The organism is Burkholderia sp. NFPP32 (genome assembly GCF_900119325.1).
Classification (GTDB): Bacteria; Pseudomonadota; Gammaproteobacteria; order Burkholderiales; family Burkholderiaceae; genus Burkholderia; species Burkholderia pyrrocinia_C.
In genome coordinates this window covers 26,109-41,325 of the sequence record NZ_FPJP01000006.1, presented here as the reverse complement: position 1 = coordinate 41,325, position 15,217 = coordinate 26,109, and the positions used below count along the sequence as shown (strand labels likewise).

Genomic DNA, 15,217 nt, shown 5'->3' with positions numbered 1-15,217 from the left:
CGGGCCGCCGCCGGAGCGGGGCTCAGGTCCCCCGGCTGGCCGCGTCGTGACGCGCATAGTCGACGTATCCCGTGCGGTCGCCGCCATACCAGCCGACCGGCTTCGGCGCGGCGAGCGGCGTATTCGCCGCGATGCGCTCGACGAGATCGGGGTTCGCGATGTACGCGCGCGCAAACGCGACGAGATCGGCGTCGCCGGCATCGATCAGCGCGTTCGCGGCCTCCGGCGCGATGCCGCCGTTGACGATCAGCGTGCCGCCGAAGGTCTTGCGCGTGTTCTCGACGATGCGCGGCAGGTCGGGCTCGCCGCTCCAGCCGTTGGTGTCGGCCGCGTGCAGATAGGCGATGCCGGCTTCGTCGAGCATGCGGCCGACGTACGCGTACGTCGCGTCCGGATCCGCGTCGCGCACGTTGTTGTACTTCGCGTACGGCGAGATGCGCACGCCCACGCGGTCGAGCGGCATCACGCCGCCGACCGCGTCGACGATTTCCTCGAGGAAGCGCGCGCGGTTCGCGACCGAGCCGCCGTAACGGTCGTCGCGGCGGTTCAGCGTCGACGACAGGAACTGGTGCGGCAGGTAGCCGTTGGCCGCGTGGATCTCGACGCCGTCGAAGCCGGCCGCCATCGCGCGGATGGCCGCCTGGCGGAATTCGTCGACCGTCCCGGCGACTTCGTCCGTCGTCATCGCGCGCGACGGTGTCGCGTGAATCTTCGTGTAATAGCCGTTCTGCAACTGCGCCCACACCTGCAATTGCTCGAGATCGTCGTTGACGCCGGACGGCGACAGCGGCGCATCGCCGCCGAGCAGCGTCAGCGAGCTGACCCGGCCGCCGTGCCACAGCTGCGCGAAGATCCGGCCGCCGTTCGCGTGGACCGCGTCCGTGATCTGCTTCCAGCCGGCCGCCTGTTCGTCGGTGACGAGCCCCGGCGTCAGTTCGAACGACGCGGAGGCCGGGCTGACGTTGGTCGCTTCGGTCACGATCAGGCCGGCGGACGCGCGCTGCGCGTAGTACTCGGCCATGAGCTCGGTCGGCTGGCCGCGCGACGGCGCGCGCGAACGCGTCATCGGCCCCATCACGACACGGTTGGGAAGCGGCAGGCCGCGCAGATCGTAGTGGCTGAGCAGGGAAGACATGATGGATTCCTTTTGCGTGGAGCAGGGCGGCGCCGCTTATCGTGCGATAGCGTCCGGTTGCGACCGGCGCAACGGCGGGCCCTGCGGAAAGTTCGGGAGTGACGCGGGTGACGTGCCGGCAGCGTTCCGGCGCGCGAACGGCCCGGGCGGGATTCGCGCGTGAACCGGTGCCGGCGCCGGTTCAGGTCCGTGCGTGGCGTTCCGCGTGCGGACGCCCGATCGCGAGGTAGTGTGCGAGCGCGACGATCGGGAACGCGCCGGCGACGGCGGCGACGAGCGGCCAGCCGCCATGCTCGTACAGCGGGCTCGCGAGCGCGGAGCCGATGGCGCCGCCGACGAAGATGCTCGTCATGTACAGCGCGTTCAGGCGGTTGCGGCTCGCCGCGTGCAGCGCGTAGATCTCGCGCTGGCCGAGCACCATGTTCATCTGCACCGCGAAATCGAGCACGATACCCGTGACGACCAGCCCATACAGGCCGGCGCCATGGATCAGCGCGACCGCGTACGACAGGGCGCCGGCGACCAGCGCGATCAGCGTCGCCCGCACGGTATGGCCGGCATCCGCGAGGCGGCCCGCGACCGGTGCCGACGTCGCGCCGATTGCGCCGACGAGCGCGAACAGGCCGATGGCCGACTGCGACAGCCCGAAGTGACGCGTCAGCTCGACCGGCACGGCGGTCCAGAACAGGCTGAACGACGCGAACATCAGGCCCTGGTAGAACGCGCGATGGCGCAGCACCGGCATCGTGCGGACCAGATGCAGCAGCGAGCCGATCAGCTCGAAGTAGGTCGCGCGATGATCGGGCTGGCGCGACGGAATCGTCAGCGCGAGCACGGCCGTCACGAGCGTCATCAGCACGGCGGCGGCCGCGAACACGAAGCGCCAGCCGAACGCGTCGGCCACCACGCTCGACAGCGGGCGCGCGAGCAGGATGCCGAGCAGCAGCCCGCTCATGATCGTGCCGACCACGCGGCCGCGCGAATGATCCGGCGCGAGGTGCGCGGCGAGCGGCACCAGGATCTGCACGGCAACCGAGCTGAAGCCGACCAGCAGCGAAATCGCGAGGAACAGCCCGGGCGTCTGGACGACCGCGGCGGCAGCGAGGCTCGCGATCGACACGACGGCCGTGACGATCATCAGCTTGCGGTTCTCGAGCAGGTCGCCGAGCGGCACGATGAAGAACAGGCCGAGCGCGTAGCCGATCTGGGTCAGCGATACGATGAGGCTCGCGGTTTCGCCGGACATGTGCAGGCTCGGCGCGATGAGTTCGGTGATCGGTTGCGCGTAGTACAGGTTCGCGACGATCGCGCCGCAACTGAACGCGAACAGCAGGATGAGGCCCTGCGTAAGCTTGGCCGTGTGCCCGTGGGGCGCGAGCGGGGTGGATTCTGCTGACATGGTCGACTCCTTGGAAAGAGATGTCGGGTGCCCGTTCGCCGGGCGGGCGTTGCGATTGCCGTCGCGGCGAAACGGAAGCCGCCGCATTGCCGTCAAGATTATTGATCGATCGATAACAAGGGAATACGTCCGGGGCGCAATCAAGCATTGCGCGCCACGCAAAGGGGTGGATCGTGCGCGGGTTTATGCGCGTCGGGCGGCCGCGCCCGCGCGAGGAGGGGCCGCGTCGGCGACTAGCGCGATGCGGCCGCTGGCGAAGGCGGGGCTGGGGACATCGAAAACGGCCAGGACGGACCGCGCGGCGGTCACGATTTTCATGATGTGCGTCTCGAAACGGGCCTCCGGCGCGGATATCGCGAATCGCGAAGCCCGATGAGGCCAGTCTGGATCGACAGGACGGAATAGTCCTGAACGCCGTCTTAAATCATGTGATTCATGCTGTGCGCACGGCGGCGCGGACGATCAGTTGCAACTGCGGGTTTCAACAGCGGCGGGTTTCAACAGCGCTTGCCCTGCAGCGTCGGAATCTCCGCGAACAGCCCCGCGAGCCAGTCGACGAAGACCTTGAGCTTGACGGGCGTATGCCGATTGGGCGGATACAGGATCGAGATCGGCCGGGGCGGCGTGTTGAAATCGGTCAGCACCTCGCGCAGGCGCCCCGATTTCAGATATGGCTCGACCAGGTACAGCGAGGTCTTGATCAGGCCGATCCCCGCGACGCCGCACTCGATGTAAGTGTCGGCATCGTTGACCGCGACCGTGCCGCACATCTGCACGATGCGCGTTTCGCCGTCGACGACGTAGTCCCAGGGGCGCGGGCGGCCCGTATCGGCCGAGATGTGGCTGATCGCGACGTGCTGGGCGAGATCGTCCACCGTGTCGGGCGCGCCGCATCGGTCGAGATACGTGGGGGACGCGCAGGTGCAGGTCGTCAGGCTGCCGATCCGTTTCGCGACCATCCCCGAATCGTCGAGCGCGCCGATTCGCACCACGCAGTCGACGCCTTCGCCGACGAGATCGATCTGGCGATCGGTCACGCCGAGCTCGACCATGATGCCCGGATGGGCGGCGAGAAATTCGGGCAGCGCGGGCACCATGATCTGCTTCGCCATGGCCGGCGGCAGGTTCACTTTCAGACGGCCGCGCGGCACGTTGCGCGCTTGCGATACCGATGCCTCCATGTCGTCGATCTCGCGCAGCACCGCGACCGAGCGTTCGTAGTACGCCTGCCCGTCCTCGGTGAGCGAGATCCGGCGCGTGGTGCGGTTCAGCAGCCGGCAGCCGAGATGCTGTTCGAGCGCGCTCAGCAGCGCGGACACGCGCGGCGTCGTGAGACCGGTCGTGTCGGACGCGCGCGTGAAGCTGCCTGTCTCGACGATGCGCGTAAACACGCGCATTGAAAGCAAGGTATCCATCGTTCCGAAATCTCCAGCCTGTTTGTTGTCCGCGCCGGTTCATGCCGGCGCGATGTGTCGTGTCGTGCCGCTAGGCGTCGATGCGTTTCCTGAGCGCGTCGCCCGCAAACGGCATTTCGCGCAGGCGCTGGCCGGTCGCGTCGAAGATCGCGTTGGCAAGCGCGCCGGCGGTCGGTCCCATCGACGCCTCGGCCGCGCCGAGGAACGGCGCGCCGGGGCGATTGATCAGATTGACCCGCACGCTTTGCGGCGCCGCCGAGAAGCGCAGGATCGGATAGCTGCTCCAGTCGAAGCTGCGCACGCGCTGCGTATCGTATTTCAGCGCCTCGTACAGCGTCCAGCTCGCGGACTGGATGATACCGCCCTCGATCTGGTTGCGAATGCCGTCCGGCGACACGATCTGGCCCGCGTCGACGGCCGCTTCCGCATGTTCGAGCGTCACCTGGCCGGTTTCAGGCACGACCGACACCTCGACCGCGATCGCGACGTAGGCCATCAGGTTCTTGTATTTGCCGAATGCGAAGCCGACGCCGCGGTTGCGTTCGCGCGGCGGCCGCGGCCAGCCGAATTTCGTCGCGGCGAGCTTGATCACCTGGCTCGCGCGGTGATCCTGCATGTGACGCAGCCTGAATTCGACAGGATCGACGCCGGCCGCGTGCGCGAGCTCGTCCATGAAGCTTTCGATCGACCAGACGTTCGTGTGCGCGCCGAGCGAGCGCATCGCCGACGTCTGCAGCGGCATCGTCGGCGAGAAGTTGTTGACGATGTGCATGTTCGGCAGCGCATACAGCGGGATCGCGTTGCGGTCGCCGCCGCCCTCGGGCTGCAGCATCGGCGTCGACGGTGCGGGCACGAACGGCGGCTCGAGCATGCGCGCGGGCAGCAGCCGGCCGGCGTTGACGATCCGCTCGTTGTGCGAACTGCTCCACAGCGCGTATTTCCAGTCGACGATGCGGCCGCTCGCGTCGAGCGACGCGCTGAGCTCGGTGACCATCGCCGGCGTGAAGTGGTCCCACGTATGTTCCTGTTCGCGCATCCACTGGACGCGGATCGGCTTGCCGGGCATCGCGGCCGCGATCAGCGCCGCATGCGCGGCCGCGTCGTCCGCGCCGTTGTGCCCGTAGCAGCCGGAGCCCTCGGTGTGAATGCAGCGGACGTTCGCCTTCGGCATCGACAGCATCTCGGCGAGCGCGTCGCGCAGCGGGTAGACGCCTTGCGAGTGGGTCCACACGGTCAGCATGCCGTTCTCGAGATGCGCGACCGAGCAGGACGGCCCGATCGAGCCGTGCAGCAGGTAGTTCTTCAGGAACGTGGCGGACAGCGTCTTCGTCGCCGGCGCGGTTTGCGCATGCGTATCGGCGATCTCGATGCGCTGCGTCGAGATTCGTTTCAGGTCCTCGTGAACCGTGTCGCGATCGGGCAGCGCCCGGCCGGGCGACCAGCGGCAGCCGGCGGCCAGTGCGCGCTGCGCGACGACCGCCTGCCATTCGCCCTGCGCGACCACCGCGAGCATGCTGCCGTTGCGCACGATCCGCACGACACCCGGCATCTTCAGGATCGCGGCTTCGTCGAACGACAGCAGCTTCGCGTCGTACACCGGCGGCATCACGGCGCGCGCATGCAGCATGCCGGGCAGCGTCATGTCCTGCACGTAGCTGACGCCGCCCGTGACCTTGTTCGGAATGTCGACGCGCGGCAGCGACGTGCCGATCACGGCGAACGTGCCCGGACTCTTCAACGGCGACGTCGGCGTCGCGCGGCGATGCAGGTCGACGGTGCGGACCGCGTCGCCGTAGCGCATCGTGCGGCCGTCCGGCGCCTTGATGACCGCGTCGGCGACGGTGAGCAGGCGCGCCTCGACGCCGAACTGCTTCGCCGCGCCGTCGACCAGCAGCCCGCGCACCTGCGCGGCGGCGTTCAGCAGCGCGGAGCCGCTGTCCGCCATCGTGTGGCTGCCGGCCGTCAAGCCCTCGTCCGGCGACGCGCCGGTGTCGGCGGTCAAGAACGTGATCAGCGAGGGCTTCATGTTCAGCTCCTCGGCGGCCACCTGCAGCAACGCGGTGCGCACGCCGGTGCCGAGCTCGACCTTGCCCGTGAACACGGTGACCTTGCCGTCGGGCGTGATCTTGATCCACGCGTCCAGCAGCGGATTGGTCTTCAGGCTGCCGGCCAGCGTTTCGGTGGCCCCGGACACGTGGACGGCCGCACCTTCGTCCGCGATCACGACCTCGGCGGCGGCGCGCGCGGCCGGTGCGAGGCTGAACGCGACGAAGAGCGCGCCGGAAACCATGAAGTGCCGGCGGCCTTCGTCGATATCGTCGGGTGGGTTCATCAGAGTCCCTTGCTGATCGTGACGGGAGCGGCGGCCGGTTCCGGGTCCGGCAGGCCCGCGACCTGGCGCACGGCCGCCAGGATCCGCATGTGCGTGCCGCAACGGCACAGATTCGGTTCCATGTGCGTGCGCAGCTCGTGTTCGGTGGGTTTCGGCTTGCGTTCCAGCAGCGCCTGCGCGCGCATGATCATGCCCGCGATGCAATAACCGCACTGCGCCGCCTGATGATCGATGAACGCTTGCTGAAGCTTGCCCGGATGCTCGGCGGTGCCGAGGCTCTCGAGGGTCCTGACGCGGCGCTCGCCGACCGCGGCGACCGGAATCAGGCACGAGAACATCGGCTTGTCGTCGACGATCACGGTGCACGCGCCGCATTGCCCGAGGCCGCAGCCGAACTTCGCGCCGTGCAGGTGCAGGTCGTTGCGCAGCGCGTAAAGGAGCGGCGTGGACGGATCGATGTCGAGCGTGTGCCGCACGCCATTCACGGTGAGGGTGATCATCGCGCGCTGTCCTCCTTTCTGAGTTTCGCGGCCAGGGTGTCGATGCCGCTCCACGCGGGGCGATCGGTGTACGTTTCGCGGAGGTACGCGGCGAGGTCCGCGATCTGCGCGTCGTCGTACTGGTCGAGGTAAGACGGCATGTAGTTCAGCGTGTCCTCGCCGTGCCAGCCGATCCCGTTGAACATCATCTGGATCGCGTTGCGCGGCGTGTCGGCGGCGACTGCCGTGCCGAACGCGAGCGTCGGCCGTTCGCCGATCGACTGCATCGGCGATGCAGGCCCGTGGCACTGCGCGCACGATGCCTGGAACAGCACCGCGCCGCGCTGGCCGGCTGGCGTCGTCGCATGGCGTTCGGCGGCGGTCGTCGCAGGCCGCGGGGCAGCCGGCTTCTGGATCGACAGGATGTAGGCCGCGATGGCCTCGACATCCTCGGCCGGCACGGTCGCGAGATCGCGCGTGACGGGCAGCATCGGTCCGGCGGCCGCGCCGTGCTCGCTCGCGCGGCCGGTGCGCAGGTACGTGACGAGTTGCGCCTGCGTCCACGGCCGCACCGCGTTGCCGAGCGTATTGAGCGGCGGTGCTTCCCAGCCGTCGACGATGCCGCCGTCGAATGCCTTGCCCGACTGTTCGCCGCCGATCGCATTCAGCGGCGAATGGCAGGACGCGCAGTGGCCGAGGCCGTCGACGAGCGCCTTGCCGCGATTCCATTGCGCGGATTGCGACGGGTCCGGCCGGTATGCGCCTTCGCGCAGGAACAGCACGTTCCAGAACGCGACCAGCGGCCGGAAGTTGAGCGGGAAGATCAGGTCGTTCGCCGGCGTCTTCGTTCGAACCGGCTCGCGGGTCATCAGGTACGCGTAAGCGGCTGCGATGTCGTCGTCGGACATCCGCGTGAAGTGAATGTACGGAAAGGCCGGGTAGAGCGGATGGCCGTCGCGGGCGATGCCGCTGCGCAGCGCGCGCGCGAACGCGTCACGCGACCAGCGGCCGATACCGGTGTCGGCATCCGGCGTGATGTTGGTCGCGTAGATCGTGCCGAACGGCGTCGCGAGCGGCAGCCCGCCCGCGAACGGCTTGCCGTCCTTCGCGGTGTGGCAGACGACGCAATCGCCGAGCGCGACCACGCGCGCACCGGCCTTGATCAGTTGTGGATCGAACGATGCGCGGGCAGGCGGATCGATCGGCGCGATCGACGGCCGAACCATGATGCCGATCGCGACCGCCAGGCCGGCGATCGCGACGCCTGCGGCGCCCAACCAGAGTCGCTTGTGCTTCATGCGCGCTCCACGCGAACCGGTTCGTCCGGCGTCATTCGACAGGCGGGGCAATAGACGGCGCGTCGGCCGCGCACGTCCGCATGACGATCGCGCGCGGCAGCGCGGATCCGGTTGTCGCGACAGGCGGGCCCACGAGCGTGGCCCGGCTTGCGCGTGTTCGCGACGGATGTTCGGCGGCACAGCATTGCCGATCGATTCGGCGATGACAAGCCTGTCCGGCGACAGCGATTCGCGGCGGAGATCATGTCGTTACTCCATGGGTGGGGGCCGCGCGTGGGCTGTTTGCCCGCGCGGTGGATGATGGGAGGCAGTCTACGCGGGCGCCGACGCCATTTCCTGAAGCTGCGCTGAAACGTTCTGAACGCGCGCATGCTGCATCCCGGCGCCAGTGCACATGCGTCAGCGCGGCGTGCCGAGGCCGAACGACGCGGCAAGTTGCGGACCCTTGTCGAGCAGCGACGTCACTTCCTCCCGCCGCCGGGCAGACCATTGCGCGAGGCGCTCGACGACATCGGTCGCATCGGCCGGCAGCGCTTCGGCGAGCGATACGGCATCGCTCGCCGCCTTCGACGTGCCGGATGCCGTATGGGGGCGCACGGTGCAGGCCGCGTCGCCGATCAGCGCGACGCGGCCGTCGACGAAGCCGGGGCTCAGTGCGTCGAAAATCGCCTGGTTGAATGGCGCGCGCGTCGCAAGCACCAGTTGCGACAGGGAAGCAGGCAAGCGTTCGCCCGCGAGCTGCCGCAGCGTCGCGACGGTGTCGTCGGAAAGCTGCCCCGGATGCACGGACGCGTGATGGAGCTGGCCGTCCCGATCCGTCAGGTGCCGGCGCAGCGCATCCGGATCGGCTTCGTTGCGATACCACAGCCAGTTGAACCGGCGCGTGCCCGGCACGAGCGAGCCGTCGAGCGCGGGAATCAGGAACGCCATGAACAGCTCGCTCGGCGCCTTGTGAAGCGTCATGTTCTCGACCAGCGATGCGATCGACGCGGCGTCGAATTCGGCTTCGTCGACGATGCCGCGCCATGCGAGGTAGCCGGCAAACGACGGCGTATAGCCGGGGAAGAGGTGCGCGCGCAGGTTCGAGCCGGAGCCGTCGGCTGCAATCAGCACATCCGCGCGGATGCGTTCGTCTGCGAGGTATACGTCGACACCGTCCGCGTCCTGGTCGAAGCCGGTGACCGTGCGGCCGTAATGGATGCGCCCGCGCGGCAGCGTCTCGCACAGCGAGCGGTAGACGGCGTCCCACGACGAAAACGGCAGCATTTCGGGTTCGTCCCGCGTGACGACGCCGTCGCGATCGATCCAGCGCCGCCGATGCGTCGGCACGCTGATCGTCTGGCGGCAATGCCGGCCATGCCGTTCGAGAAACGCCATCATCCGGCGCAACACGGCCACGCCGCCGCCCTGGCCGCGCAGCGGCGTCGGCGAGCGCTCGCAGACCATGACGTCGTGTCCGATGCAATCGAGCGTCAGCGCGGCCGCGAGACCCGCGATCGATCCGCCTGCAATGACTATCTTCATCGTGCGTGATTCCCGTGTTCGGCCGGCGGCGTGCGTCGCCGGTCGTCCGTCGTGATGCGTGGCGCTGCATGCCGGCACGCACCGGTTCGCCGGATGATGCCAGGTCCGGCAACGGCCTGCGCCGACGGTGCAGGCGCGGGTCGAAAGTTTCCATATGGCTGCTTGCCCGCTAGATCCCGAGCAGCTGGCCCGCATTGCCGCCGAGTATCATCGAACGCTGTTCCGCCGTCAGGTCGAGCCGGTCGAGAAAGCGGACCGGCTGCTCGTAGCCCATGTCGAAGCAGTAGTCGCTGCCGAGTACGAGCCGGTCGACCCCGACGTTCTCCATAAGGAACTTCAGCACGGGCCCCGAATGGGACACCGTGTCGTAGCTGAAGCGCCGCAGATAGCTGCTGGGCTTGTGCGCGAGCCGGCGCGTTTCGGGGCGCACGGTCCAGCCCGCGTCCAGGCGCCCGACGAGGATCGGCAGCGCGCCGCCCGCATGCGGCAACGTGACGTGCAGGTTCGGGTGGCGGTCGAGCACGCCGCCCAGGATCAGGTGCGAGCCCGCGATCGCCGTATCGAACGGATTGCCGAGCAGGTTGCTCAGGTAGAAATCGCCGAGCCGCGCGCCGCCGACGGTTTGCTGCGGATGCAGGAACACGGGCAGGCCCAGTTGCTCGATGCGCGCGAACACCGGCGCGAACAGCGGATCGTCGAGATCGCGGTTGTCGATGTTGGTGCCCATGTACACGCCGCGCACGCCCGGCAACTGCGCAGCGCGCTCGAGTTCGTCGATCGCATCGGTCGCGTTCAGCATCGGCAGCGTCGCGAGTACGACGAACCGCGTCGGGTGCCGCCGGTAGACGCGCGACGCGGCCGAATTCCAGTCGCGCGCGAGCTTCGCGTTGAACGGCCGGTCGCCCCAGTACGCCATCGGCACGCTGAGCGACAGCGCCTGGACGTCGACGCCGGATGCATCCATGTCCTTGAGCCGCGCGTCGACGTCGATGAACTTCATCGGCAGCGGCCCGAGGCCGCCGGCGGGCGTCCGGAACGTGAACGACGCATCGTCGCACGCGAACGACCCGCCAAAGCGCTTGCCTTCGCCGCCGACCAGATCGCAAAAGCTTTCAGGGTAGTAGTGCGCGTGGATGTCGATCGAGCGCGGCCGGTGCCGCGGCACGGCGGCCGAGGCGGCCGGTGCGCTCGCGGTGTCGGCTGCGGATGCGGTGCGTCCGGCGACGGCCGTGCCGGCGAGCGCGGCCAACGCGCCGAGCAGGCGGCGCCGTGCCGGCGACATGCAGCAGGTGCAGTTCAACATGGTGTCTCCCACGGGATATCGATTTTTTCGGGGCGTGCGGCTCAGCCGCGTTGCGTCATGCCCATTTCGCAGGCGACGAGCTGCGTGTCGAACTGCTCGCGTTCTCGTTGCGCACGGGCCGAGCGGTCGGTGACGGAGAACAGGACGACGCCGGCAAATGCCGCCGCCATCGAGAACAGCGCCGGATATTCGTACGGATAGACCGCATGCGCATGACCGAGCACCTGGACCCAGACGGTCGGGCTCAGCACGGTGAGCGTCACGGCGGTGGCGAGCCCGGTCAGGCCGCCCAGCACCGCGCCGCGCGTCGTCAGGCCGCGCCAGTAGATCGAGAGCAGCAGCACGGGAAAGTTCGAGCTTGCCGCGATCGAGAACGTGAGGCTGACGATGAACGCGATGTTCTGCTTTTCGAACGCGATGCCGAGCAGGATCGCGAGCACGCCGAGCACCAGGGTCGTCCCGCGCGCCACGCGCATTTCCTCTTGATCCGAAGCGCGGCCGCGACGCAGCACGTTCGCATACAGGTCGTGCGAGATCGCCGACGAACCCGCGAGCGTCAGTCCGGCGACCACGGCCAGGATGGTCGAGAATGCGACCGCGCAGATGAAGCCGAGGAACACGTCGCCGCCGACCGCATGCGCGAGATGGACCGCGACCATGTTCGCGCCGCCCGCGATGGCGCCGGATGCGTCGCGGTACTGCGGGTCCGACGCGACGAGCGCGATGGTGCCGAAGCCGATGATGACGATCAGCACATAGCCGGCGCCGACGATGCCGGTCGCATAGAGGATGCTCTTGCGGGCCGCGTTGACGTCGCCGACCGTGAAGAAGCGCATCAGGATGTGCGGCAGGCCTGCCGTGCCGAAGATCAGCGCGAGACCGAGCGACACGGCCGAGACCGGATCGGATACCAGGCCGCCGGGGCGCATGATCGCCGCATGTTTCGGATGCACGAGAATCGCCTGCGCGAACAGCGCATCGAGGCTGAAGCCGAAACGGCTCAGCACCATGATCGCCATGAAGGCCGCGCCGGCGAGCAGCAGCACGGCCTTGATGATCTGGATCCAGGTCGTCGCCAGCATCCCGCCGAAGAACACGTAGACGACCATCAGCACGCCGACGATCAGCACCGCGACCGTGTAGTTCAGGCCGAACAGCAGCTCGACCAGCTTGCCCGCGCCGACCATCTGCGACACGAGGTACAGCAGCACGATGACGATCGAGCTCGACGCCGCGAACGCGCGGATCGGCCGTTGCCGGAGGCGATAGGACACGACGTCGGCGAGCGTGTACCTGCCGAGGTTGCGCAGCGGCTCGGCGATCAGGAACAGGATGATCGGCCAGCTCGCGAGAAAGCCGACCGAATAGATCAGGCCGTCGTAGCCGCTCGTGAACACCAGCGCGGAGATGCCGAGCAGCGACGCCGCCGACATGTAGTCGCCGGCGATCGCCCAGCCGTTCTGGAACGCGGTGATCTTGCCGCCCGCGGCGTAGTGGTCGGCCACGCTGTTGTTCTTGCGCGCGGCCCAGCGCGTGATGAAAAGCGTCGACGCGACGAACAGCAGGAACATGCCGATCGCGACCGGATTATGCCCGTGCGCCAGCGCCGCGGGGCCGGCCGCGAATGCCGGTGCCGGGCCGACGGCGGCGACGGCGGCGATCGATGCGATGAGCAGGCGTTTCATTGATCGCCTCCGTGACGAATCGACGCGACGATCGTGTCGTGCACCGAATTGGCCCGATACACGTAAAGCGCGACCAGCGCGAACGTGACGACGAACATGCCGAAACCGACCGGGATGCCCCACGGGGTAGGCCGGCCCTGCACGATCGGCTGTCCGAGCAGCGTCGGCGAAAACGCCAGCGTGAGGATGAACGCGAAATAGAGGGCGAGCATGACGAGCGTCAGCGACCAGGCGAACAGCCTTCTGCGCCTGACGAGATCGCGAAAGCGGGCATCGCGCAGCAGCGGGTGCGTGGCCTGTGCCGGCGCGTCCAGGTCGGATGCGGTGCCGGCGGCAGCCGGAATCGGGTGGTTCACGGTGTCTCCTTCTGGTTTGGGTATCCGGGCCGGGCAGCGGGCGCCGCGCGTCTCGCACGCGGCGCCCGCCCGCGCTCAGAAATGCGGCGGAACGGCGGTTTCCCGCATCACGACTTCCGGCGTGCGATAGCGTTCGGCCATAGCGCGCTCGGTGTCGTCCTTCAGTTGCGCCTGCATGTAGGCGCCGAGATGGCGCGCGTGCTGCACGATCGCGGCACCGAACGCGGTGCGCGTTTCGCTGTATTCGCACAGTGCGTCGAGCGGGTCGGTGCGCGTGGCGAGTGCCGTGACGAGGGCGAGCGCATCGCCGGCGGCTTTCGTGACGCCCATCCCGCAATGCGGCCGTGCGACGAACGCGGCGTCGCCGAGCAGCGCGATCCGGCCGAACGCCATGTTCGGCACTTCGAGGTCGTAGATCGGCTGGAACAGCGGTTGCGTCGCACGCGCCACGACCTCGGCGAACTGCGGCGCAAGCAGCGCGTGCGCCGCGTCTTCCATGTCGTCGAGGACGTCGCGGCGGATCAGCGTCGGCGGAATGCCGCCCGCCCACAGCTTGCCGGTCTCGTCGGTCAGCAGGTTCGGCAGGTCGGTGTCTTCGCGGGTCGCGCGATACCAGACGAAGTTGTAGCGGCGCTCGCCGGGCTTCGTGCTGTTGCCCTGGCCGGCGACCGGATAGCCGAGGATCTGCTCGTGCGGCGGCAGCCCGAACGCGAATTTACCGAACAGCGTCGCGTGGGTCGCGTCCGACAGGCCGGCTTCGTCGACCAGCCCGCGCCAGGCGACGTAGCCCGCGTACTGCAACCGTGCGTCCGGCAGGAATTTATCGCGGATCGCGGAGCGGAATCCGTCGGCCGCGATCACGAGATCGGCGTGCACGACCGAGTCGTCGGACAACGTGACCGATGCGCGATCAGGCCCGTCCGCGACATCTGCGACGACGGCGCCCGAGTGGTAATGCTGGTCGGGCAGTGCCGCGCGCAGCACGTGGTACATCTTGCTCCACGCGGTCAGCGTCTGCGGCAGCCCGCGTTCCGACGCCACGGTGCCGTCCCTGGCCAGCGTGATGCGCGATTCGACCTTCACGCCGATCGATTCGTCGATGCGCACGCCCGCCGCGAGCATCACGTCGAACAGTTCCGGATGCGTGACGATGCCGGCGCCGCGACCCGAGAGCGCCTCGGGCACGCGTTCGAACACGTCCACGTCCCAGCCGTTGCGCAGCAGGAGATTCGCGGCAAACAGGCCGCCCAGCGAGCCGCCGATGATGGCGGCCTTGCGGTTCGTCGAAGTGCTGTCGTTCATGTCAGTCTCCGTGGGGGGCGCCGGCCGATCCGGCCGCGGCGGGAAGCGCCAGGCCGGCGACCTCGGCGGCAGGGTAGTTGAGCTCGATCGTCACGCCGGACGGATCCTCGATGAAGACCTGGTGCAGCCCGAGGCTCGGCACCGTGCGGTCGCGCCACGCGATGCCTTGCACGCGCAGCGTGTTCCACATCGCTTCGACGCCGGTCGCGAGGAACGCGATGTGGTCGACGGTGCCGGTGCCCGTCGTGGGCAGGTCCTTGTCGCCGAGATAGGCCGCGAGCCCGTCGGGGTTCGCCGGATCGACGCCGATGATGTGGACCGTGCCGTAATCGGCTTCGTCGCCGCCCTTGTAGAGCCATGCGCCGGGAAAGTCGAACGGCGGCCGGTAGCCGCGCTTGAAGCCGAGCACACGTTCGTAGAAGCGACACGATTTCTCGAGATCGAGCGTGCGGATCGAGTAGTGCGCGAGTCTGGATACGGGCATGGGAGACTCCTTGTTTATCGATAGATAAGTTATCGTTCGATAAACTATAGCCGAAAAGATCGGCATGACAAAGGCGCGATCGAACGGTGTTAACCCGCGGTCCGGAAAGGTGCCGGATCGATGTCGGCAGGTGGGGGCGACGGGCGGCCCGTCGTGGGACACGGGCGCGCGCGGGCGCCGGATTCCGGCGCGCGGCGCGTTACGACGCGATCTCGCCGGCCATCACGTCGTCCGCATAACACCAGACCCAGCGCTCGCCGGGTTCGATCGAACGCGCGAGCGGGTGGCCGGTTTCATGAAAATGCCGGCTGGCGTGGCGATTCGGCGACGAGTCGCAACAGCCGACGTGCCCGCATGTCAGGCACAGGCGCAAATGCACCCACTGGCTGCCGGACTTCACGCATTCCTCGCAGTAGTCCTTGTCGGTGGTCAGGATGCGCGCTTCGCCGAGATGGGTGCAGGTCGTGGTCATCTTCCGCTCCGATGCCGGCGCCGGAGATCGCTC

General features: G+C 68.3%; 13 protein-coding genes. All 13 read right to left on the bottom strand.

Going from position 1 to position 15,217, the window contains the following annotated elements; genetic code table 11:
* Positions 1-22: 22 nt before the first annotated feature.
* Positions 23-1,135, bottom strand: a complete 1,113-nt coding sequence (locus tag BT264_RS14050; RefSeq protein WP_072437945.1) for an alkene reductase — start codon at positions 1,133-1,135, stop codon at positions 23-25.
* A gap of 181 nt (positions 1,136-1,316) precedes the next feature.
* On the bottom strand, positions 1,317-2,534 hold the full coding sequence (locus tag BT264_RS14045; RefSeq protein ID WP_072437946.1) for an MFS transporter: 1,218 nt from the start codon (positions 2,532-2,534) through the stop codon (positions 1,317-1,319).
* Between the two features lie 497 nt (positions 2,535-3,031).
* Complete coding sequence (locus BT264_RS14040) at positions 3,032-3,949, bottom strand: LysR family transcriptional regulator (RefSeq protein ID WP_072437947.1); 918 nt, start codon at positions 3,947-3,949, stop codon at positions 3,032-3,034.
* Between the two features lie 70 nt (positions 3,950-4,019).
* Positions 4,020-6,281, bottom strand: coding sequence for a xanthine dehydrogenase family protein molybdopterin-binding subunit (locus BT264_RS14035; protein WP_072437948.1), 2,262 nt, complete (start codon positions 6,279-6,281; stop codon positions 4,020-4,022).
* A complete protein-coding gene (locus BT264_RS14030; protein ID WP_072437949.1) occupies positions 6,281-6,781 on the bottom strand; it encodes a (2Fe-2S)-binding protein in 501 nt (166 codons plus the stop codon). Before BT264_RS14030 ends, BT264_RS14035 begins: the two co-directional genes overlap by 1 nt.
* Complete coding sequence (locus tag BT264_RS14025) at positions 6,778-8,058, bottom strand: cytochrome c (protein ID WP_072437950.1); 1,281 nt, start codon at positions 8,056-8,058, stop codon at positions 6,778-6,780. Before BT264_RS14025 ends, BT264_RS14030 begins: the two co-directional genes overlap by 4 nt.
* Positions 8,059-8,457: 399 nt before the next feature.
* Positions 8,458-9,582 (bottom strand): FAD binding domain-containing protein, encoded by a 1,125-nt coding sequence (locus tag BT264_RS14020; protein WP_072437951.1) that lies wholly within the window; start codon positions 9,580-9,582, stop codon positions 8,458-8,460.
* A 169-nt stretch (positions 9,583-9,751) separates the two neighbouring features.
* Positions 9,752-10,885, bottom strand: coding sequence for an amidohydrolase family protein (locus tag BT264_RS14015; protein WP_072437952.1), 1,134 nt, complete (start codon positions 10,883-10,885; stop codon positions 9,752-9,754).
* Positions 10,886-10,926: 41 nt separating this feature from the next.
* Positions 10,927-12,570, bottom strand: a complete 1,644-nt coding sequence (locus BT264_RS14010) for a cation acetate symporter (RefSeq protein WP_072437953.1) — start codon at positions 12,568-12,570, stop codon at positions 10,927-10,929.
* Positions 12,567-12,926 carry a DUF485 domain-containing protein gene (locus BT264_RS14005; RefSeq protein WP_072437954.1) on the bottom strand — a complete coding sequence of 120 codons (360 nt, stop codon included), beginning with the start codon at positions 12,924-12,926 and terminating at the stop codon, positions 12,567-12,569. Before BT264_RS14005 ends, BT264_RS14010 begins: the two co-directional genes overlap by 4 nt.
* Positions 12,927-13,001: 75 nt before the next feature.
* The gene (locus tag BT264_RS14000) at positions 13,002-14,228 is read right to left on the bottom strand and encodes an FAD binding domain-containing protein (RefSeq protein WP_072437955.1); all 1,227 of its coding nucleotides are present in this window, start codon (positions 14,226-14,228) and stop codon (positions 13,002-13,004) included.
* Between the two features lies 1 nt (position 14,229).
* A complete protein-coding gene (locus BT264_RS13995; protein WP_072437956.1) occupies positions 14,230-14,712 on the bottom strand; it encodes a VOC family protein in 483 nt (160 codons plus the stop codon).
* Between the two features lie 199 nt (positions 14,713-14,911).
* Positions 14,912-15,184, bottom strand: a complete 273-nt coding sequence (locus tag BT264_RS13990; RefSeq protein ID WP_034184373.1) for a ubiquitin carboxyl-terminal hydrolase 14 — start codon at positions 15,182-15,184, stop codon at positions 14,912-14,914.
* Positions 15,185-15,217: the final 33 nt, after the last annotated feature.